The 19,940-nt window shown below is 68.0% G+C and carries 19 protein-coding genes and 2 pseudogenes; 4 read left to right on the top strand and 17 right to left on the bottom strand.

Features of this window, described 5'->3' with window-relative positions; all coding sequences use genetic code 11:
• Nucleotides 1-25: 25 nt before the first annotated feature.
• From lwrS to ACP99_RS01895, 7 genes are all read right to left on the bottom strand, one after another.
• Nucleotides 26-397 (bottom strand): LWR-salt protein, encoded by a 372-nt coding sequence (gene lwrS / locus ACP99_RS01925; protein WP_049984980.1) that lies wholly within the window; start codon nucleotides 395-397, stop codon nucleotides 26-28.
• 11 nt (nucleotides 398-408) lie between these two features.
• Nucleotides 409-684, bottom strand: coding sequence for a 4a-hydroxytetrahydrobiopterin dehydratase (locus ACP99_RS01920; RefSeq protein WP_049984979.1), 276 nt, complete (start codon nucleotides 682-684; stop codon nucleotides 409-411).
• An 80-nt stretch (nucleotides 685-764) separates the two neighbouring features.
• The gene (gene hemA, locus ACP99_RS01915) at nucleotides 765-2,138 is read right to left on the bottom strand and encodes a glutamyl-tRNA reductase (protein WP_049984978.1); all 1,374 of its coding nucleotides are present in this window, start codon (nucleotides 2,136-2,138) and stop codon (nucleotides 765-767) included.
• Nucleotides 2,123-2,887, bottom strand: a complete 765-nt coding sequence (locus ACP99_RS01910) for a precorrin-2 dehydrogenase/sirohydrochlorin ferrochelatase family protein (protein WP_049984977.1) — start codon at nucleotides 2,885-2,887, stop codon at nucleotides 2,123-2,125. The genes hemA and ACP99_RS01910 overlap by 16 nt, the downstream gene beginning before the upstream one ends.
• A 28-nt stretch (nucleotides 2,888-2,915) precedes the next feature.
• On the bottom strand, nucleotides 2,916-3,986 hold the full coding sequence (gene ahbB / locus ACP99_RS01905; protein ID WP_049984976.1) for a siroheme decarboxylase subunit beta: 1,071 nt from the start codon (nucleotides 3,984-3,986) through the stop codon (nucleotides 2,916-2,918).
• Between the two features lie 47 nt (nucleotides 3,987-4,033).
• Nucleotides 4,034-4,957, bottom strand: a complete 924-nt coding sequence (locus ACP99_RS01900) for a methyl-accepting chemotaxis protein (RefSeq protein ID WP_049984975.1) — start codon at nucleotides 4,955-4,957, stop codon at nucleotides 4,034-4,036.
• Nucleotides 4,958-5,070: 113 nt separating this feature from the next.
• Entirely contained in the window at nucleotides 5,071-5,469 is a 399-nt protein-coding gene (locus tag ACP99_RS01895) for a DUF5778 family protein (RefSeq protein ID WP_049984974.1), read from the bottom strand.
• 79 nt (nucleotides 5,470-5,548) lie between these two features.
• Between ACP99_RS01895 and ACP99_RS01890 the strand changes: the two genes are divergently transcribed.
• Nucleotides 5,549-6,457, top strand: coding sequence for an MBL fold metallo-hydrolase (locus ACP99_RS01890; protein WP_049984973.1), 909 nt, complete (start codon nucleotides 5,549-5,551; stop codon nucleotides 6,455-6,457).
• 68 nt (nucleotides 6,458-6,525) lie between these two features.
• Here the strand turns inward: ACP99_RS01890 and ACP99_RS01885 are convergent, their stop codons facing one another.
• Nucleotides 6,526-8,463: an aldehyde ferredoxin oxidoreductase family protein gene (locus ACP99_RS01885; RefSeq protein ID WP_049984972.1), complete on the bottom strand. Its 1,938-nt coding sequence runs from the start codon at nucleotides 8,461-8,463 to the stop codon at nucleotides 6,526-6,528.
• Nucleotides 8,464-8,633: 170 nt separating this feature from the next.
• Between ACP99_RS01885 and ACP99_RS01880 the strand changes: the two are divergent.
• A pseudogene (locus ACP99_RS01880) lies at nucleotides 8,634-9,730 on the top strand (archaeosine biosynthesis radical SAM protein RaSEA).
• A 9-nt stretch (nucleotides 9,731-9,739) separates the two neighbouring features.
• On the opposite strand, the gene ACP99_RS01875 reads toward ACP99_RS01880, so the two are convergent.
• The 4 genes from ACP99_RS01875 to ACP99_RS01860 form a co-directional block, all read right to left on the bottom strand.
• Nucleotides 9,740-10,252, bottom strand: a complete 513-nt coding sequence (locus ACP99_RS01875) for a TspO/MBR family protein (RefSeq protein ID WP_049984971.1) — start codon at nucleotides 10,250-10,252, stop codon at nucleotides 9,740-9,742.
• A gap of 86 nt (nucleotides 10,253-10,338) precedes the next feature.
• On the bottom strand, nucleotides 10,339-11,016 hold the full coding sequence (purQ, locus tag ACP99_RS01870; RefSeq protein WP_049984970.1) for a phosphoribosylformylglycinamidine synthase I: 678 nt from the start codon (nucleotides 11,014-11,016) through the stop codon (nucleotides 10,339-10,341).
• Nucleotides 11,016-11,267 carry a phosphoribosylformylglycinamidine synthase subunit PurS gene (gene purS, locus ACP99_RS01865; protein ID WP_049984969.1) on the bottom strand — a complete coding sequence of 84 codons (252 nt, stop codon included), beginning with the start codon at nucleotides 11,265-11,267 and terminating at the stop codon, nucleotides 11,016-11,018. The genes purQ and purS overlap by 1 nt, the downstream gene beginning before the upstream one ends.
• Before the next feature lie 84 nt (nucleotides 11,268-11,351).
• Entirely contained in the window at nucleotides 11,352-12,401 is a 1,050-nt protein-coding gene (locus ACP99_RS01860) for a phosphoribosylaminoimidazolesuccinocarboxamide synthase (protein ID WP_049984968.1), read from the bottom strand.
• Nucleotides 12,402-12,581: 180 nt separating this feature from the next.
• On the opposite strand from ACP99_RS01860, the gene cofH reads away from it, so the two are divergent.
• A complete protein-coding gene (cofH, locus tag ACP99_RS01855; protein ID WP_049984967.1) occupies nucleotides 12,582-13,979 on the top strand; it encodes a 7,8-didemethyl-8-hydroxy-5-deazariboflavin synthase subunit CofH in 1,398 nt (465 codons plus the stop codon).
• Between the two features lie 79 nt (nucleotides 13,980-14,058).
• Nucleotides 14,059-14,607, top strand: a complete 549-nt coding sequence (locus tag ACP99_RS01850) for a hypothetical protein (protein WP_049984966.1) — start codon at nucleotides 14,059-14,061, stop codon at nucleotides 14,605-14,607.
• 27 nt (nucleotides 14,608-14,634) lie between these two features.
• Here ACP99_RS01850 and cofG read toward each other — a convergent pair whose 3' ends face one another.
• The 5 genes and pseudogenes from cofG to ACP99_RS01825 all read right to left on the bottom strand — a co-directional run bounded on the left by cofG (nucleotide 14,635) and on the right by ACP99_RS01825 (nucleotide 19,823).
• The gene (cofG, locus tag ACP99_RS01845) at nucleotides 14,635-15,801 is read right to left on the bottom strand and encodes a 7,8-didemethyl-8-hydroxy-5-deazariboflavin synthase subunit CofG (RefSeq protein WP_049984965.1); all 1,167 of its coding nucleotides are present in this window, start codon (nucleotides 15,799-15,801) and stop codon (nucleotides 14,635-14,637) included.
• Between the two features lie 225 nt (nucleotides 15,802-16,026).
• Complete coding sequence (gene cofC, locus ACP99_RS01840; protein ID WP_049984964.1) at nucleotides 16,027-16,710, bottom strand: 2-phospho-L-lactate guanylyltransferase; 684 nt, start codon at nucleotides 16,708-16,710, stop codon at nucleotides 16,027-16,029.
• A 21-nt stretch (nucleotides 16,711-16,731) separates the two neighbouring features.
• On the bottom strand, nucleotides 16,732-17,517 hold the full coding sequence (locus ACP99_RS01835) for a hypothetical protein (protein WP_049984963.1): 786 nt from the start codon (nucleotides 17,515-17,517) through the stop codon (nucleotides 16,732-16,734).
• The gene (locus ACP99_RS01830; protein WP_081927042.1) at nucleotides 17,486-18,667 is read right to left on the bottom strand and encodes a tubulin/FtsZ family protein; all 1,182 of its coding nucleotides are present in this window, start codon (nucleotides 18,665-18,667) and stop codon (nucleotides 17,486-17,488) included. Before ACP99_RS01830 ends, ACP99_RS01835 begins: the two co-directional genes overlap by 32 nt.
• Before the next feature lie 230 nt (nucleotides 18,668-18,897).
• Nucleotides 18,898-19,823 (bottom strand): annotated as a pseudogene (locus tag ACP99_RS01825) (complex I NDUFA9 subunit family protein).
• Nucleotides 19,824-19,940 lie beyond the last annotated feature (117 nt).

The raw sequence follows: 19,940 nt of genomic DNA, 5'->3' as shown, positions 1-19,940 counted from the left end.
TCCCCGCCCTCGCCGACCCGTCACCTCACTCCTCGACGACCCGGATGCTGGACCCGAGATGTCGGTGCAGGACGTCGCGCGGGTCGTCGCCGTCGAACGCCGCCGGCGTCGACTCGATCGCCTCCGCCAGCGCCTCGCGGTAGGCCGGATCGAGTCGCAGTTCGCTGAACTGTACGTCGTCGACGGGCACAGACAGCCACGACTCCGCGAGTTCGCGGGCGTGGCGCTCGTCGGCGACGTTCCCGCGCCAGAGCGCGTCGCGGAAGAACAGCCACTCGCCCTCGCCCGGCGGGTCGGCGGCGACCTCGACGACCGTCTCGACCGTCTCCGGCGAGACCGTGACGCCCGGGGCGGGGCCGAAGCGGACGGTCACGCGGAAGACGTAGGCGGCGTCCATCGTCGGACGCGTCAGTACTCGGCATCGAAGAGGTTCGCCAGCCGGATGTCCTTCTCGGTGATGCCGCCCTCCTCGTGGCTGGTGAGCCGCACTTCGACCTCCTCGTATCCCACGCGGATCTCGGGGTGGTGGAACTCCTCTTCGGCGACTTCGCCCACCTGCGTCACGAAGGCGATCCCGGCGAGGTAGTCGTCGAACGCGTACGTCCGCGCGATCTCGTCGCCGTCGCGCTCCCAGCCGTCGGGGAGCTGCGTTTCGATGTCCTCGTCGTCGAGTAGTTCGGCCATACCGACTACGTCTCCCGCTGGGCGGATAACGTTTCTCCCGACTCGGGGCCGCAGACCGCCCACCGAGGGCCGGGCGGCGCTCAGTCGTCGGAGACGCTTTCGAGCACGTACTGCGGCACGTCCCCCTCGGAGCGTTCCGGCGCGTCCGCCTCGGAGCCCGCCTCCGCGTTCGCCGGGGCGGATTCGCGCTGGCCCGAGACCGACGAGCGCGACGAGCCGAAGTCGGGGTCGAAAAGCGCCATCGCGGTCTGGATCGTCGACCAGTCGTCCTCGATCGCGGCGTCCCGGAGGCTCTTCGTCGGCACCGAGAGCAACTGGCCGACGAGCGCGTCCGCCATCGCCTCGACGGTCTCGCGCTGCTCGTCGGTCAGCTCGCCCTGGGATTCCAGCCGGGTGAGCGCGGTGTCGACCTCGCGGGCTTTCACCTGCTCTGCGGCCTCGTACATCGTGCTGATCGCCGCGTCCGCCTGCCGCCGCTTGTAGGCGTCGAGCAACCGGTCGAACTCCGCGTCGATCATCGCTTCGACCTCCTCGGCGGCGCTCTCGCGGGCGGCCCTCGTCTGCTCTGTGACCGACTCGAGGGCGTCGATGTCGTGGACGACGACCTCGTCGACGGTCGCCGCCTCCGGGTGGACGTCGCGCGGCTGCGCGAGGTCGATCACGAGCGTCTCGCCGGCGTCGTCGACGTCGTCGGACCCCAGCAGGTACTCCGAGGTGCTCGTCGCGGTGACGACGACGCCGGCGTCCGAGACGGCCTCGGTCACCGCGTCGAGACCCACCGCCCGCGCGGGCACGTCGACGCTCTTCGCGACGTGCTCGGCGTGCGGAATCGTCCGGTTCGCGACGACGAGTTCGGCGACCCCCGCGTCGGCCAACGCCTCCGCGGCGAGTTTGCCCATCTCGCCGGCCCCGACGACGAGCGCCGTCTCGCCGTCGAGGTCCACTTCCGTCTCCGCGAGGCGCGCGGCGGCCGAGCCGATCGACGTCGCGCCCTCGTTGATCGCCGTCTCCGTCCGCGCGCGCTCGCCGACGTGGACGGCCTTCGTGAGACCGGTCTCGAACGTCGGACCGAGCGCGCCGGCGTTCCGCGCGACGTCGATCGCGCGCTTGAACTGCCCGAGGATCTGGTCCTCGCCGAGGACGAGCGACTCGAGCCCCGCGGCGACTCTGATCAGGTGCCGGAGGCTCTCCTCGTGTCCCATCTCGACGCGTGCCTCCTCGCGTGCGGACCCGTGGACGCGTTCGAGCGCCCGCTTCCCGAGGTCGACGCCGTCGGCGACGACGTACGCCTCCGCGCGGTTGCACGTCTGGATTGCGAACGCCTCGCTGACGCCGTCGGCGTCGAGCAGCGTCTCGATGACGGCGCGGACGTCCTCGCCAGCGGCGTCTTCGATGTCCTCGACGCAGGCTCGCTCGTGCGACACACGGGACCCACAGATCACTCCCGCGTCCATCGGTCACCCCCGATCGTGTTCCGTATCACGCGTGTCGCCTCTCGACGGGGATTGGACGCCCCCGTACGTAAAGTCTTCCAAACCAGCGGGTCTCGAACGACCGCCCGTATCGCATCACGACGCGCCGACGGATCGACCTCTGCGTCCCGCAGTTCGGCCCGAAGCTCCGCGGTCAACGCCGCCATCTCCTCGGCCCCCTCGATCTCGGATTCGATCCGCTCGCGCAGGTACTTCGCCAGCGCGGGGCTCCGCCCGCCGGTCGAGATGGCGACCCGAACGTCCCCGTCGGCGACGGTCGCCGGGACGACGACGTCCGCCGCTCGGTCGTCCGATCGGTCATCGCTGTCTGTCGATCTACCGTCGTCAGCCGCCCCATCGCCGTCGGTCGATTCGCCCTCGTCGGAACCACCGGACGCGGCGCTCCGATCCGCCCGGTTCACGAGCACTCCGCGGTCGCGACCCGCGACCGCGACCGCCTCGTTCACATCGCCGTCGTCGGTCGCGGCCACGACGAGCGCCGGGTCGGTCCGGTCGAGCCAGGCGGCGACGTCTTCCGGCCTCGGTCGCGCACGCACCAGTTCGACGTCGGCGTCGGATCTCTCACCGCCGAAGTCGCGCTCGCCGAAGTCGGGGCTGACGACGACGACGCGCGCCTCCGCGGCGAATCGGCGGGCCTTCCGCGCGCCGACGGGGCCGCCGCCGAAGATCAGCACGGTCCGGTCGGTGAAGTCGTGGTACAGCGGGATCATCGTGCTCTGGCTCCCGGATTCGCTCGGGTCACTCGGTGTTCGCCGCGGCGCGCTCTTCCAGTCTGATTCCGGTCTTCTTCAGGATCTGCGTCGAGAACAGCGAGTCCCAGTCGTCGTCGGCGACGTCCCAGTACTCGGCCATCGTCTCGCGCACCTGCTCGATCCGGCGGTCGCTCTCCGCCTCCGAGCGCCCGTGCGTCATCGCGAAGAAGTTGTACGGCCACACGTCTCCGTGGCGCGGTCGCCGATAGCAGTGTGTAACGAAGGGAAGTGACGCGACCGCGGGACCGACCTCCTCGACGACCTCGTCGGGGACGTTCCAGACGGTCATCCCGTTCTCCGTGTACCCGAGCGCGTAGTGGTTCGGGACGACGCCGACCCGTCGGACCTTCCCCTCGCGCTCGAAGCGCTTGATCGTCTCGACGACCCACGCGGTGTCGGCGTCGATCGCGTCGGCGACGTCCGCGTATGGGGTCTCGCTGATCGGAAGCCCGCCCTGGATCTCGACGACGAGGTCACGTTCCTCGGGCGTCAGCGCACGCCGGTCCGTCGGCGTCACGTCGGGACCGAGATCCGAGAGGTCGACGTCGCCCTCGGGGATGGGGCCGTCGACGAGGAACTTCGCCTCGACGCGGAACTCCCGCCGTTTGGGCATGTTGTACGTCTCCTCGCCGGTCTCGGCTTCGATCTCGGCGAGCACCTCCGCGACGCGGTCCTCGTCGGCGACGCTGACGACGAACCACATATTCAGGTAGGGGTGTTCGCGCTCGTAGTTGTGCGCGACCTCCCGGTGACCGTTGACCGCCTCGGCGACCTCCTCGAACCGGTCCTCGGGGGCGTGGATCGCGACCAGCGTCGCCGTGCCGCCGATCTCCTCGGCGTTCACCAGCGCGCCGAACCGACTCAGCGTCCCCGACTCGTCGAGTTCGCGGACCCGTTCGAGCAGTTCCCCGGCGGTCACGTCGACGCCGCGCTCGCGCAGCGCGGCCGCGGCCGGTTCGAACGGCCGTTCGACGACGGGAAATCCCCCCTGGAAGGCGTTGATGACGGCCCGGTCCAGGGCCGAAAGCTCCGGTCCCGCAGCGTCTGCCTCGCTCATACGCTATCGTGAGGGTGCCGGAAGGATAAGCGTCTCGAACGGGAGTCTCACTCCTCGAGGAATGCTTGGAAGCCGTCATTGACCTCCGAGACCATCGCGGCCTGCTCCTCGACGGCGGCGCTGATCGCGTCGGTGTCGTCGCTGATGCTCTCGGCGTTGGCGGCGGTCTGATCAACCATTGAGGCGATCTCCTCGGTGCTGGCGGCCTGCTCGTCGGTCGCGTACGCGACTTCCTCGACGCCGCCGTTTAACTCCTCGATGGAGTCGTCGATGTCTTCCAGCCGCGACAGGGTCGACTCCACCTCGTCGATGCCGTCTTCGACGGCCTCCTCGTTGTCCGCCAGCCCGTCGACGGCCTGTTCGGTGTTGGCCTGCACCCGATCGACCAACTCCTCGATCTCGGTCGCCTGTCGCTGGGACTTCTCCGCCAGCGCCTTGATCTCCTCGGCGACGACGGCGAACCCCGCCCCGGCCTCGCCCGCCCGCGCGGCCTCGATGGAGGCGTTCAGCGCGAGCAGGTTGGTCTGGTCGGCGATGTTGTTGATCACCGCGACCATCTCGTCGATCTCCGAGACGCTGTCGTCGATGCGGCGGACGCGTCCGCCGACCTCGGTGGAGGCGGCGTCGATCCGTTGCATCGCGTTCCGGGTGTCGCGGGCGGAGGCGCGCCCCTCGGAGGCGAGTTGGTTCACCTGTTCGCTCTCGCTCGCGACCTCCTCGGCGGAGGAGGCGATCTCCTCGACGGCCGCGCTCATGTCGGCCACCTCGCTCTGGACCTCGTCCATCCCCTCGGCCTGTTCGCGCGCGAGCGTCGCGATGCCCTCCGTCCGCGTGGCGATGTCGTCGGACGCGCTGTGGAGTTCGACGAGCGCGTGCGCCGCCTCTTCGATGTCGTCGTCCCCCTGCGATTGCGCGACGTCGACCGTGTCCTGCGTATCCCGGGCCGCCTCTCGTGTGTGCTGTGTTGACATCTACGAACACGCTGGCTGGCCACCGAAATAAGTGCGACCCCGCGAGTATTAGGTTTGATACGCGGGATACCGGTCGGTAGCCGCCGTTTCGGAGCCGAGAGTCGGGACGCTGGTCAGGGGACGGGCGTCACGCGATCGATGTGGTCGAGGGCCTCCAGTTCGTCGACGAGCGCCGCCTGCTCGGGGCCGGCCTCGTAGTAGAAGACGAGGTCGAACGTCCCCTCGCGCAGCAGTTGCTGGCACTCCCAGACGAACGACTCGTCCTCCAGTGTGAGCCCCTGGAACTGGTTCGAGGCGAACTCGTCGGTGTCGTTGCCGGCGTAGATGTACGTCTCGCCCTTCTCGGCGTGGGCGGTGAGGACGTCGTTGATCTCGACGGTGAGTTCGTGCATCTCTAAGTCCTCCTGCCCGCCGAGGTCGGTGTGCACGATCGCCCCGACGAGTTCGATCTCGCCGGGTTCGATGAGTGCGAGGGTGCGCTGATAGAGGTCGTCGTCGATCGTCTCGCTCATACCCGTGAGTCGGCGGCGCGGAATAAACGGGTGGCGATTCCGACGGAACGCTTTTTTCGTCGCGGATCGCCGATCCACTATGGCAATCGGCGACCTGTTCTCCGTCGACGACGCCGACGACGTCTACTACGTCGACGTCGGCGCGCACGGGGTCCCGCAGTACGGCTCGGTCTATCTCATCGACGCGGACGAGCCCACGTTCGTCGACACCGGGCTCGGCCGCAACCGCGAGTACCTCTTGGAGGCGCTCGACGAACTCGATATCGACCGAGCGGCGGTCGGGCACGTTCTTGTGACGCACGTGCACTTGGATCACGCGGGGGGCGCGGGCTACCTCGCCGAAGCGTGTCCGAACGCGACCGTGTGGACCCACGAGATCGGCGCGCCTCACCTGGTCGACCCCGAGCGCCTCGTCGCGGGGACCAAGGAGGCGGTCGGCGACATGTGGGAGTTCTACGCCGACCCGAAGCCCGTACCCGAAGACCGGATTCAGGAGCTCACAGACGGCGACGAGATCGACCTCGGCGACCGGCGGCTTTCGACCGTCGAAGCACCGGGACACGCGCCCCACCAGATGGTCTTCCACGACGCCACGGCCGACCTGTGCTTCACCGGGGACGCCGCGGGGATCTACGTCCCGGACCGCGACGTGGTGAACCCGACGACGCCGCCGCCGCAGTTCGATCTGGAACAGTGCCTCCAGGACGTTCGGCGGATCGACGAACTCGCCCCCGCGACGCTCTGCTTCGGTCACTTCGGCCCGCGAGAGTACGAGCCGGAACTGATGGCGGACTACAAACGGACGCTCGTCGAGTGGTTCGAGTCCGTGCGACAGAAGCGCGACGAACTCGAGGACGACGAGGCCGTCATCGAGCACTTCCGGGAACACACCGAGATGGTGCCCGTGTGGGGCGAGCGGAAGGCCCGCGCCGAGGAGGAGTTGAACGTTCGCGGGGTGCTCGCGGCGCTCGACAAGCGGTCGGAGTAGCCGGAAAAAACGGGTTCGCGTGGTTCGATCCCGCCCGTTGGTCGCTCGTCAGTCCGCCGAAACCGCGATCAGTCGTCGGCCGGTGCCGGGCTGTCGCCGCGGGAGACGCCCGTGCCGGGTCCGACGTCGATCTCCAGTTCTTCGAGGCGCTCGTCGGGGACGACGCCGTCGACCCACTGGCGGCGCTCGTAGTACTCCTCTTTCATCTTGTCGAGCTCACAGAGTTCGCCCTCGGCCGCGCCCTGGCCGGGGATCGCCTCCTCGCCCTCGACGAACCGGCCCGGCAGCGAGTCGTCGTCGCCGTCGAAGCCGACGAGGTTGTTGTAGTAGCGCTCGAGCGTGTAGATGCGGTCGCCCGCCTCCATCAGCTCGTCCTCGGTGACGTCGCGGCCGGTCATCCCGTTGTACTGGGCGACGTACTCGTCGATGCCCTCCGCGAAGGCGTTGAACTTGCAGATGTCGAAGGAGTCCGAGATGGCGTGGAGGTCCTGGAAGAGCGCACAGAGCTCGCCCTTACCCTCCCACTCGGTCGGGTCGACCTTCTCGGGGATGCCGAGGATCTCCGCCGACGGCGTGTACCCGCGGAGGTGACACGCGCCGCGGTTCGAGGTCGCGTAGCCGATGCCCATCCCCTTCATCGCGCGGGGGTCGTAGGCGGCGATCGTCTGGCCCTTGACGGCCAGCGAGTTGTCGTGGGCGTCGCGCTCGTCGGCGACGCGGCGGGGGCCCTTCGCGAGGAGCTTCCCGAGGTCCGAGGAGTGGTGGGCCATCTCCTCGAGGAGGTCCATCATGTGTTCGACGTCGCCCCACTCGACCCCGTCGCCGAGGTCGTCGAGCTTGCCCTGCTCGGTCATCTCCATCCCCATCGCGAGCATGTTTCCGGCCTCGATGGTGTCGATCCCGAGGTCGTTGCACATGTTGATCATCACGGCGATGCTGTCGCGGTCGTCGTTCATCGAGTTCGGACCCAGCGCGTACGCGGACTCGTACTCGTAGGACTCGCCGCGGACGTTCAGCTCCTCGCCCTTCCGCTCGTAGGTGACCTCGGTCTCCTTCTTGCAGGCGACCGGGCAGGAGTGACACGTCGGCTCGTCGACGAGGATGTTCTCGCGGACGTTCTCCCCGGAGACGTTCTCCGAGTCGATGTTCGGTTCGCTGGGGTCCGCCTCGGCCTCCGAGTGCGTCGAGGTGTACCGCCCGTTTCTGGTCGGCAGCCCGTCTAGCTCCTCGGTGAGGTTCATCAGGACGTTCGTGCCGTACATCGACAGCCCGCCCTCGTTCGGCGCGGTGACGTCGGACTCGGTGATGAGCTGCATCGCCTGCTGGTAGCCCTCGGTGAACGTCTCCGGCTTCTCGGGCTTGGGCATCTTCGTGCCAGACTTGATAACGACGGCCTTCAGGTTCTTCGACCCCATCACGCAGCCGGTGCCGCCCCGGCCCGAGGCGCGGTCGTCCTCGTTCATGATGCAGGCGAACTTCGTCCCGTTCTCGCCGCCCGGCCCGATCGCCATCGCCGAGAGGTTCTTGCCGAACTGGCCGTCGTGGTCGGCCTCGATCTTCTCCATCGTGTCGTGGACGCCCAGACCCCACATCTCCGAGGCGTCACGGAGTTCCACCTCGCCGTCTTCGATGTAGGCGTAGACCGGTTCGTCGGCCTGCCCCTCGAAGAGCAGGCCGTCGAAGCCCGACCACTTGAGTCGAGCGCCGGACCACCCGCCGTGGTGAGAGTCGGTCACGGTGCCGGTAAGCGGCGATTTCGTACAGACGGCGATCCGACCGCTCATCGGCGCTTGCGTCCCCGTGAGCGGGCCGGTCATCAGCGCGAGCAGGTTCTCGGGCCCCTCCGGGTCCACGTCGGGGCCCTGATCGAACACGTACTTCACGCCGAGGCCGCGCCCGCCGATGTACTTGCGCGCGTCCTCTTCGTCGATTCCCTCGTAGCCGACGTCGCCGCTCGTGAGGTCGATGCGGGCGACGTGGTCGTTGAATCCTCCCAAATTACTCATAGTTAATGTCCATTAATTAGTAGGGCCCGTAATCTGTTAGTCGTTACCGCTCCCGAGTAATCGAAACCGGTTACTCCACCGTTCGGACTTCGTGTCGCCTGCGGTCGGACACCACTGGCGATGTCGCACAGACGACGGAGATTTACCGGCCCGCCGAGTACCGGACTCCAATGAGTCAATCGAGCCCCGAGGTCTACGAGCGCGGGAAGGGGATGGACGCCCACAACCAGGTGATGCGGGAGATCCGTAGCGAAAAGGAAAAACACTACGATCCGCACGAGCCGACGCGGGTCTGGCTCGACGAGGACAACACGCCCGACGGCGTCGTCACGTCGCTGACGATCATCCTCAACACGGGCGGCTGCCGGTGGGCGCGGGCCGGCGGGTGCACGATGTGCGGCTACGTCGCCGAGAGCGTCGAGGGCGGCAGCGTCGCCCACGACGCCCTGATGGACCAGATCGACGTCTGTCTGGAACACGAGGCGGAGAACGCCGAGGAACCCGCAGACCTGATCAAGATCTACACCTCCGGGTCGTTCCTCGACGAGCGCGAGGTCGGCGCGGAGACGAGACGCGCCATCGCGGAGACGTTCGCCGACCGCGAGCGGATCGTCGTCGAGTCGCTGCCGGACTTCGTCGACCGCGAGAAGATCGCCGAGTTCACCGACGTCGGCCTCTCCACCGACGTCGCGATCGGCCTCGAAACCGCGACCGACCGCGTCCGTCACGACTGCGTGAACAAGTACTTCGACTTCGCCGACTTCGAGGCCGCCTGCGCGGAGGCCCGCGACGCCGACATCGACGCCGACGGGGTCTCGGCGGGCGTGAAGGCGTACCTCCTGATGAAGCCGCCGTTCCTCTCGGAGTCGGAGGCGATCGAGGACATGATCTCCTCAGTTCGGAAGTGCGCCGCGGTCGACGGCTGTCACACCGTCTCGATGAACCCGACGAACGTCCAGCGGTACACGATGGTCGACGAACTGTTCTTCCGCGGCGGCTACCGCCCGCCGTGGCTCTGGTCGGTCGCCGAGGTGCTCGAACAGACGGCCGACGTCGACGCCATCGTCGTCTCCGACCCCGTCGGCCACGGCTCCGACCGCGGCCCGCACAACTGTGGCGAGTGCGACGACAGAGTGCAGAAGGCGATCAAGGATTCGACAAGCGGCAGGACCCCTCGGTGTTCTCGCAGGTCTCCTGCGACTGCGAGGACACTTGGGAGTACGTCGTCGAGGCGGAGACGAGCTACGGGATGCCGCTGGTCCGGTAACCCGGTCTCTCAGTTCAGCACCCAAAAGCGGTAGTTGAGGTAGGCCGCGAAGGTTACCCACAGGAGATACGGCACCAGCAACAGCGCCGCGCGCCGGTCCACGCGGGCGAACACCCACATCGTCGCGACGATCAGTACCCAGAGGACGGCGATGACCGCGAGACCCAGACCGATCTCGCGCAGCCCGAAGAACGCGGCCGACCAGCCCAGATTGAAGAGGAAGTGGACGGCGAAGACGGCGACGGCGAGGCGGACCGCTCTCGGCGCGTCGCCCGCGCGCTTCCAGACGAGCCACAGCCCCGTGCCCATCAGCGCGAACAGCGTGGTCCAGACGGGCCCGAACACCCAGTTCGGCGGCGCGACGGCGGGCCGGACGAGCGAGTCGTACCACTCGCCGAGCCCCTGGACGGTGAAGATCGACCCCGACGCGCCGACGACCTCGACGACCAGAATCGAGAGCGCGAGCGCGAGGAGCGGTCGCTCTCCGGGCAGTCGGCGGAGTTTCGTCTGGAGGGACGCCATAGTGGAATGTCCGTCGCCGCCGACATAATTGGTCCGGCGACGACTCGCCCCCCGCGTCGCCACCGGAGCGACGACTGCCGGCCCGCTCAGACGAACGCCGACAGGACCCCCTGCCCGTCGACGCTCCGGCCGAGATCCGGGAGCGTCGCGCGCTCGGGGTGCGGCATCATCACGGCGACGGTTTCGCACTCGCCGAGGATGCCGGCGACGTTGCCGCGGGAGCCGTTGGGGTTCGCCTTTTCAGTTATGTTCCCGGCGGCGTCGCAGTAGCGGAAGACGATCCGATCGTCGGCGACGAGTTCCTCGTAGCGCTCCTCGCCGATCTCGAAGCGGCCCTCGCCGTGGGCGATCGGGATCTCTATCACGTCGCCGGCGTCGTAGGCGGCGGTCCAGGGCGTGTCCGCGTTCTCGACGCGGAGGTGGACCGACTCACACTGGAAGCGCGCGCTGGCGTTCGTCGTGAACGCGCCGGGCGTCAGCTTCGATTCGCAGCCGATCTGCGCGCCGTTGCAGACGCCGAGTACCGGAGTCCCATCCTCGGCGGCGTCGCGAACCTCGTTCATAATCGGGGAGTGCGCGGCCATCGCGCCCGCCCGGAGGTAGTCGCCGTAGGAGAAGCCGCCGGGGAGGACGACGCCGTCGACGTCGGCGGGCAGGCCGTCCTCGTGCCAGACGCGCTCGGCGTCGACCCCGACGTGTCCGAGCGCGCGGACGGCGTCGCGGTCGCAGTTCGAGCCGCCGAATTGGACCACTGCGACCGTCATCAGGCTTCGTCCACCTCGACGTCGTAGTCGTGGATCGTCGGGTTCGCGAGCAGGCGCTCGGCCATCTCGTCGGCGCGGTCTGCCGCCGCCGAGGCGGAGTCGGCGTCGAGGTCGATCTCGAACTGGTCGGCCGAGCGGAGGGCCGACAGCTCGAAGCCGAGGCGTTCGAGCGCGCGCTTCGTCGTCTCGGCTTCGGGGTCCAACACGCCCCGCTTGAGGCGAACCGTCACCGTCGCGGTGTACGTCGTCATCGCTTGGTAGTGCGCGGTCGTGTGTAAAAGACGTTTTGGAGTGATTCGGATATACACGAACGTGGTGGTCGGGGAGGCGGGACGCTACAGGTCCCGAACGGCGTCGACCGCGTCCTCGATCGCCGGGGCGTCGAACCACTCCCTCCCCGTGTAGGCGTTCGTCCCCGACGCGTAGAGGTTCGAGACGCCCTCGAGGACGTCCGCCGGGAGCGGCTCCGGCGAGTGCTCACAGAGCGTCTTCCAGTCGGCGATGCCTTCCTCGCGGGCGCTCGATTTCGCCTCGGAGACGGCCGCGACCCACTCGGGGTCGGTCCGCTTGTAGTACTGGCGGACGACCTCCTTCGAGAGCTCCTGGCCCTCGTAGGAGAAGCGGTTCTCGTCGAACGTGCCGACGACGTCGGCGACGCTGATCTCGCCGCCGTGGTAGAGACACTCGATCTTGCCGTCCTCGTGGACGAAGCCCCGCTCCTCGGCGCGGCGGTTGAGCACGTCGTTCACCGCGAGCGCGACCGACTCCAGGGCGTCGAGTTCGGCGACCCCCGCGATGCGGTCGGCCTCCGCGCGGGAGAGATACCGGTCCTGCTCCTCGTACTTCGTGGAGAACTCGACGACGGGTTCGGGGAGGTCGACGACCTCGTCGGGCCACCCGTGGGCGTCGAGGTCGGCCCCGTCGACGTCGACGCCGTAGTCGGCCGGCGACGCGCGAGAGCGGAGGCTCGACCCGATCGGGACCGTGTTCCGAAAGACGACCTCCAGCGGGATCAGGTAGTTCTCGCCCGCGGCGTCGTGGTAGGCGTCGTAGTCGTACTCGCCGTCGCCGAGGAACGGCAGGTCCGGGACCTGCGTGAGTTCGATCGCCATCTCGGTCGGCGGTTCCTCGCACTCGCCAAGCGCGACGGGGCCGTTCCCAGCCGCGTCGTACACGCCCGCGTAGTGCGTCGGGACGCCGTGCTCGGCCAGCAACTCGAAGTTGTACGCGCCCATCGTACAGAGCGAGGCACCCTTCTTCGGGACGTGATCGGGCATCTCCCCCCAGTCGAAGACGGAGTACTGGTCGGTGAAGACGAACCGGCCGCGGCCGAGGTCCGTCGCGGTCGGCTCCGACTCGACGCGGAACTCCTTGACGCTCGTCATACGCCGAACTGGCGCGGGAGCGCACAAGAATCCTTCCACTCTCGTGCGCACTTCCGAACGAGATCGACACGACCTATTCACGTTCTCGGATATCTCTGCGGCCGCCGATCGATCCCGCCCGCGGCCGACCAGCGTCGCCGAGGGGCCCAGTTTTTTGGGCACCGCCCTCCCCTACCGAGTATGCGCGAGCCAGCGCCAACGGGGAACGACTCGTCCGGCTTCGACTTCGAGATCGTCCCGGAGACGGACCAGTCGTTCGAGAACGCGCTGGCGAAGGCCCGGTCGGGCGAGCGCCTCTCGGTCGACGACGGGGTCGAACTCATCACCACGGGCACCGAGCGGGCGGAGATCGACCCGGTCCGCAAGGAGCAGGTCCTCGAAGCGGCCGACAGGCGGCGCGCGGCGGTCGTCGGCGAGGACGTGACGTTCGTCGCGAACCTGAACAACAACGTCACGACCGCGTGCAACACCGGCTGTCTGTTCTGCAACTTCAAGGACACCGCCCACCAGTTCGAGGCCGACTACGACGGCGAACACGCCGGTTTCACCAAGACCCCGGCGGAGTCGCGCGCGATCGTCGAGGACGCGCTCGATATGGGGATCTACGAGGTGACGTCGGTGTCGGGACTGCACCCGGCGTTCGCGCTGGACGCGGAGCACCGCGAGATCCTCGCGGCCCACGAGGATCCCGCAAGCACGGTCGATTACAAACCGCCGGAGGCGTACGAGACCGATCCGGGAACGTACGTCGAGCAGCTGCGCGCGATGTCTGTCGGCGGCGTCCACCTGCACTCGATGACGCCGGAGGAGGCCCAGCACGCCCGCCGCGGGACGGAGTGGTCTTACGAGGACGTGTACCGGACGCTCCGGTCGGCGGGGCTCGACTCCGCGCCCGGCACCGCCGCGGAGATTCTCGTCGAGGAGGTCCGAGAGGTCATCTGTCCGGGGAAGATCTCCACCGACGAGTGGGTCGCGGCGATCGAGGGCGCGGTCGACGCCGGCCTCGACGTCACCTCGACGATGATGTACGGCCACGTCGAGAACGAGGCCCACCGCGTGCACCACCTGAAGGTGCTCCGCGACCTCCAGGACCGGACCGGGGCGATCACCGAGTTCGTCCCGCTGTCGTTCGTCCACGAGAACACGCCGCTGTTCGAGCGCGGCGTCGTCGCCGGCGGCGCGACGGACGCCGAGGATGAACTGCTCGTCGCCGTCGCCCGGCTCTTTCTCGACAACGTCGAGAACGTCCAGTCTTCGTGGGTGAAGTACGGCAACGCGAAGGGCCTGAAACTGCTCAACTGCGGCGCGAACGACTTTATGGGGACGATCCTCTCCGAGGAGATCACGACGCGGGCGGGCGGCTCCTACGGCGAGTTCCGCTCGTTTTCCGAGTACGTCGAGATGGTCTCGGCGATCGGTCGACGCCCCGTCGAGCGCTCGACGGACTACCGGACGCGGCGGCCGATCGACGTCGACGCCGCGGTTCACGGGCCGCGGCTCGGCCCGCGTGCGGACGGGTCGCCGCTGCTCGACCGCCCAGGAGGCGAGCGGACGGGTCCAGCCTACGCCGACGACTAGCGTCTTCGGACCTCGACACCGCGGGCTTCCACGCGGTGCGCCCGCAGCCTCAAGTCCGTCGCGTTCGTTCCTTCCACCGATGATGGTCACCACGCACGTCGCCTCGGGACTCCTGCTCGCCGTCCCGGTGGCGGCGGCCGCGCCCGCGCTCGCGCTCCCCGCCGCGGTCGGGGCGGTCCTCGGCGGGATCCTCCCCGACGTCGACCTCTTTATTGGCGTCCACCGCAAGACGCTGCACTTTCCGGTCTACTACTCCGTGCTCGGCGTCTTCACCGGCGTCTTCGCCGTCGCCGCACCGGGTCCGCTGACGGTCGCTATCGCCCTCGGCTTCCTCGCGGCCGGGCTTCACTCGATCTCGGACTGGTTCGGTGCGGGAGAGGAACTCAGGCCGTGGGAGCGGACGTCCGATCGGGCGGTCTACCTGCACCCTCGTCGCCGCTGGCTGCGGCCGCGCTACCTCGTCCGCTACGACGGCGCGCCCGAGGACCTCCTGCTCACGGTCGTTCTTGCGGTCCCCGCAGCCGCGACTTTCGACGGCTGGCTCCGCGGACTCGTAGTCGGCGGTGTCGTCATCGCGGCCGCCTACACGCTCTTCAGAAAACGCGTCCCGGACTGGCTCGGCATCTGACCGCTGTCGGTGCGTCCGTCGACGGAGTCAGTCGTCGGCCTCGGCTGTTCGCGGCGATTCGACGTCGAGCGGCCCGTCTCGCTGCGCGACGCCGCGGTACCGACGCCCGTGGACGCCCGGATCGTCGAGCGCCCGCCTGACCGGCCGCCCGAGCCACGTCCCCGCCGCCGGACGCCCCGCGAAGTCGTCCCGGCGCAGACATTTCGGGAGGTATCGATCGTACACCGGGAGGCGCTCGTACAGCGGCACCTCGGCGTCGTCAGCCAGTTCCGTCAACTCCCCGAGCGCCGGCCACTCGTACGCCGGGTTGATGTAGTCGTCCGTGACCGGCGAGACGCCGCCGAGGTCGTCGACGCCGCAGTCCAACAGCTCCCGGGTCGGCGAGAGGTTCGGCGGCACCTGCACGGACACGCTCTCCGGGAGCGCAGCGCGCGCCATCGCGACGACTCGGCGCATCGTCGCGACCGAGGGGCGCTCGAAGTCCGAGCGGTCGTTCGGCACGACGTTCTGGACGATCACCTCCTGGACGTGGTCGTAGCGCTCGTGGAGCGCGGCGATCGCGAGCAGGCTCTCGGCGCGGTCGCGCCACGTCTCGCCGATGCCGACCAGGATTCCGGTCGTGAACGGCACGCCGACTCGCCCGGCCGCCCGGATCGTCTCGATCCGCTGGGCGGGCGTCTTCCGCCGCGCCCCCGAGTGCGCCCGCACGTCCGCGGTCGTCTCCAGCATCACGCCCATACTGGCGTTGACCGGCGCGAGCCGCTCGAACTCGCTCTCGGTCAAATCACCCGGGTTCGAGTGCGGGAGCAGTCCCTCCTCTAGCGCGATCTCACAGCACTCCCGGAGGTACGCGAGGATGTCGTCGTAGCCCCACTCCGCCAGCCGTTCGTGGATCTCCGCGTAGCGCTCGTCGGGCTCGTCCCCGAACGTGAACAGGGCCTCGGTGCAGCCGGCGTCGGCACCGACGCGGAGTCGCTCGCGGACCTCCTCCGGCGAGAGGAGCGTCGCCTCGCCGGGCGCGTCGTAGTAGGTGCAGTACGTGCAGGTGTACCGGCAGGCGGTCGTCAGCGGGACGAACACGTTCCGCGAGAAGGTGAGTTCGTCCGCCGCGGAGACGTCCGCGGGCGTCACTGAACGCAACCGCTCGACGTCGGCTTCGTCGATGTCGACGTCGACGCCGTCGGCGAGGACCATCCTGGCCGGACTTCGAAACCGACGCACAAAAACAGTCGGCTTCCGGCCACTTCGCCGAGCGTTTATATCCGAACGCGCGGCCACCCGCGCTGTGAGGTAGACGAAACCCCGCGTCGGGCCGCGGTTGTCTGGCACGTCGGCGCGGGACGGTGCGACGGAACTCCGTCGCGCGCGAGTGCCAGCTGTTCGCCATCGGTCCGAGCGAGCCGCCCGCCGTCCGCACGCTCAGACGCGTTCGACGCCGACCCGCCCGTCGTCGGCGTCGATCGAGAAGCCGGCGTCGACGAGCCACGCCGCCGCCCGCCCGTCGCCGTGGAGTAGCACCTCCGCGAGGTCCGCGGGGTCGTCGACGTCCGTCGCCAGCCGCATCGAGTCGACGACGCCCACCGAGAGCCCCGCCGCCGCCGCGATCCGGCGGTGGTCGCGGTAGGACGCGCCGTGGTAGTCGACCGAGAAATCGGGGTCGCGGACGACGAGCGCGTTGGTCCCGCCGCCGCGGCCGGGGGCGACCGCGACGTCGCCGCCGACGCCGAACAGTCGCCGGAGAGCCGTCGGCGTCGCGAGCGCGAGGTCTGCCATCACGACCGCCTGTTCGGGCGCGTCTCCGCCGTCAAGCGCGGCGTTCACCGCGACGCTCAGCGGCCGATCGTCGACTACCTGCGGGAGCGCACCGAGGACGTCGGCGGCGTCCTCGACGGCGGCCGCCGTCGACTGCGTTTCCCCGTTGACGTCGCTCGCGGGGTCTACTCGTTCGGGCACGAGCAGTTCGGCCTCGTAGCCGACGGCTCGAACGGCGTCGACGACGTCACAGAGCATCGCCAGCGCGAACTCCCGCCGCTCGCGGTCGGTGAGCACCGGGGAGAGTCGGCTCTTCGGATCGCGGGTCGCGTACGGAACGAGAACGCGCATCGGAAAACGGGTCGTCGGCGATCAGCCGAGCTTGTCGTGGCCCGACTGCTGGGAGCGCCAGTAGAGGAACCCACCGACGAGCAGGCCGATCACGACGAGTCCGCCCACGCCGTAGAGCGCGAGCTGCATCCGCTGGTTCGACTGCCGTGTCTGCTCGGCGCGCTCTTGCGCCTGTCCGGCGAGGTCGGCCGCGAGGTTGAACTCCTCGCCGTCGTAGGCCTCGATCGCGTTCTGAAGCCGGCGTTCGGCCTCGTCGTCGTCGACTTCCTCGACGGCGGTGGACGCCTCGTCGATCGCGTCGCGAGCCTCGCGGCTCTCCTCGGTGTAGTGGGTCGCCGTCCACGTCTCGATCTCGTTCGTCGAACCGCCCTCACGGGTCTGTTCGAGCCCCATCACGGTGAACGACTGGGCGGGATCGTACGTGTAATCGCCGACCTCGGGGACCGTCCCGGTGACCCGGACTTCGACCCGGCTCGTGCCGTCGTCAGCGTTCACCTGCGCGCCGGAGAACGACTGCCCGTCGAAGGACTGCTGATCGACCTTCGCACCGGTCTGGTCGTAGTACTCGACGGTCCACGTCACTTCGGTCAGTTCGGTGCTCCCCGCGAGCGTCCACGACTCCAGCGAGGGGTTCTGATACAACTCGGTCAGCGTGGCTGTTGCGGTGACCTCCGTGCCGACCTCCTCGTCGCTGGGGACGGCCGAGTCGCCGACCGAGACGGCGGCGACCGGGACCGTTGCGACGGAGAGGACGAAGAGACAGGCCAGCGCGAGTCTAGAAAAGCGACTCCAGCTCGTCTTCGTCATCGTTGATGAGGTTCTCCAGATTGTCTTCGCTCTCCTCTCGGATGTCGTCGATGTTGTCCTGCGCCTCGATCGCGACCTGCTGTAACTCCTTGATCCGGGGGACGTTCGTCACGCCGGAGAGGAGAATGACGGACGCGACTTTGCCGGAGTCCCGAATCGGGTAGTCACCGCCGCGGACTTCCATACTTCCGGTCTGCTCTTCGATCCACTTGCGACCGCGCTCTATTCCCTTCCGGTTGAGGTGCTGGGAGGGACCGGCCATCACGAGCAGGGCGCGCTCGGTCCCTTCGATCTCACAGGGGAGCGTGAGCCGACCGAGCGCGGCCTTCCGAACCAGCGAGGTGATCCGGTTGGTGGTGTGGGCAGTGTCGAGTTCGTCCTCCTCTTTGCTGCCGGTGATCCGCGAGAGCAGCCCGCCGCCGGAGGAGTCGTTCTCGACGGTTTCGGACGCGTAGCCGACGGTAGAGACGCCGCCGCCGGCGAGCGTGTTGATGATCTCCGAGGAGTCGACGACGCTCTCTGCGACCTCGCCGCCCTGACCGATCTCGCCGGCACCGAAGAGGACGCCGAAGCGGGTGACGATCTCCTCGTTGATCTCGTCGTAGCCGCCCTGCACGGACTCGCCGGTCTTCCGCCAGGCGTCGTTGTCGAAGACGAGCAGGTTGTCGACCTCGCGGACGAACGTCTGGAACGATCGAGCGGCGTTGAGGGTGTAGATTCCGCCCTCGTCGCTGCCGGGCAGGACCCCCAAGCCGTAGACCGGTTCCGTGTAGATCCGCTGGAGGTGTTTCGCGAGCACGGGCGAACCGCCGCTGCCGGTGCCGCCGCCGAGGCCGGCGACGACGAGGAAGGCGTCGATCTCGTGGACCGGGATGCTGTCGATCGCACCCTGGACTTCGTCGATGTCCTCCTCGGCGACTTCTGCGCCGAGTTCGTTGTCAGCGCCGACACCGTGGCCCTTCACCCGCGACTGCCCGATGAGCACCCGCTGGTCCTTCGGGATGTGTTCCAGTCCCATCAGGTCGGCTTTCGCGGTGTTGACGGCGACCGCCGCGCGGACGATCCCCGAGTTGTGGCGCTTGTCGTATTCGACGAACTTGTCGACGATCTTTCCCCCGGCCTGCCCGAAACCGATCATTGCAAGCTTCATTTGTCCGGTCCCCTCGCCATTGCGTGTAACCCAGTGCAAACGCGGACATAAACCTTGTGATGGTGTGAAATCCGCGGTAGGATCGCAATATCCCGGAAATCGGCAGACTGCGACGGGATGTTAATCGGTCGTTACAACTCCGTCAGTGTGACCTAAGCACCTATTTCTCAGGATTTATATTTAGGCGCGCCCGGTTCCGCCGCTCGGTATACAGAGAGCGGAGGGGCTCCTCACTCGGCGGTCGCCGTAGCCGGTTCGCTGGGTTCACCGGAGCGACCGTTCAGGTACGCCTTCAGCGTGGTGAGTTCTCCGACGCTCACGCCGAACGCACCGACGTCGTTGTCGTCGGTGACGTTGTCGAACTGCAGCGATCGGTACTGGTCTTTGCCCATCGGGAACCCCGGGACCAGATCGCCGATACTGAGGCCGATCTTCGCGAGGCCCATCGGGACCGGGACCACGGTCGTAGACCGCCCGTCGGACTCGTGGATCAGCCGCGCGATCTCCGCGAGCGTGAGCTTGTCGGGACCGCCGATCTCGTAGATCTGGCCGACGTGTTTCTCGTCCTCTATCGCGTCGGCGAGTATCGGCACGAGGTCGCCAACCCAGATCGGCTGGAAGCGCGTCTTCCCGCCGCCGGGGAGGGCGCTGACGTACGGCGGCGCGAGCAGTTTCGTGAACGAGACGAACTCGCCGCCGTCGCCGAAGACGACCGACGGTCGGAAGATCGTGTAATCGAGGACGGACTCGGTGACGATCTCCTCGCTTCGCCCTTCGATCGGATGTACGCTGTCTGTCCGTCGGGGTCGGCACCGAGCGCGCTCATCTGGACGAGGCGGCCGACCTCGTGCTTCTCGGCCGCGCGGACGACGTGTTCGGTCCCCTTTCTGTGGATCTGGTCGTGCATCTTGTCGCCGCCGCTCGGTTTGAACAGCGGCGAGAGCGCCACGAGGTTGTAGACGGCGTCCATCCCCTCGAACGCACCGCGGATGGAGTCGTAGTCGGTGACGTTGCCCATCACCTTGTTCACGCCTTTCGGGAGGTCCTCGCTGCTCGGACTCCGTGAGAGGGCTGTCACCTCGTGTCCCCGACTCTTCAGCTCTCGGCAGAGCGTGCTTCCGATGAATCCGCTGCCGCCGACCACGAGTACTTTCATACCCGTGATATCTCTCCGTTTTGCCGTAAAGGTAACTGCCGATTCCGTCACACGACCGGCCGGTGCGAATTATTATCATACTCGCATCTACGATGGTAAATTTATTATATCTAGGCA

Origin of the sequence: Halobellus rufus (assembly GCF_000739575.1) — an archaeon.
GTDB lineage: Archaea > Halobacteriota > Halobacteria > Halobacteriales > Haloferacaceae > Haloquadratum > Haloquadratum rufum.
The sequence above is the reverse complement of the archived record's forward strand: the minus strand, read 5'-3'. Positions and strand labels throughout refer to the sequence as shown.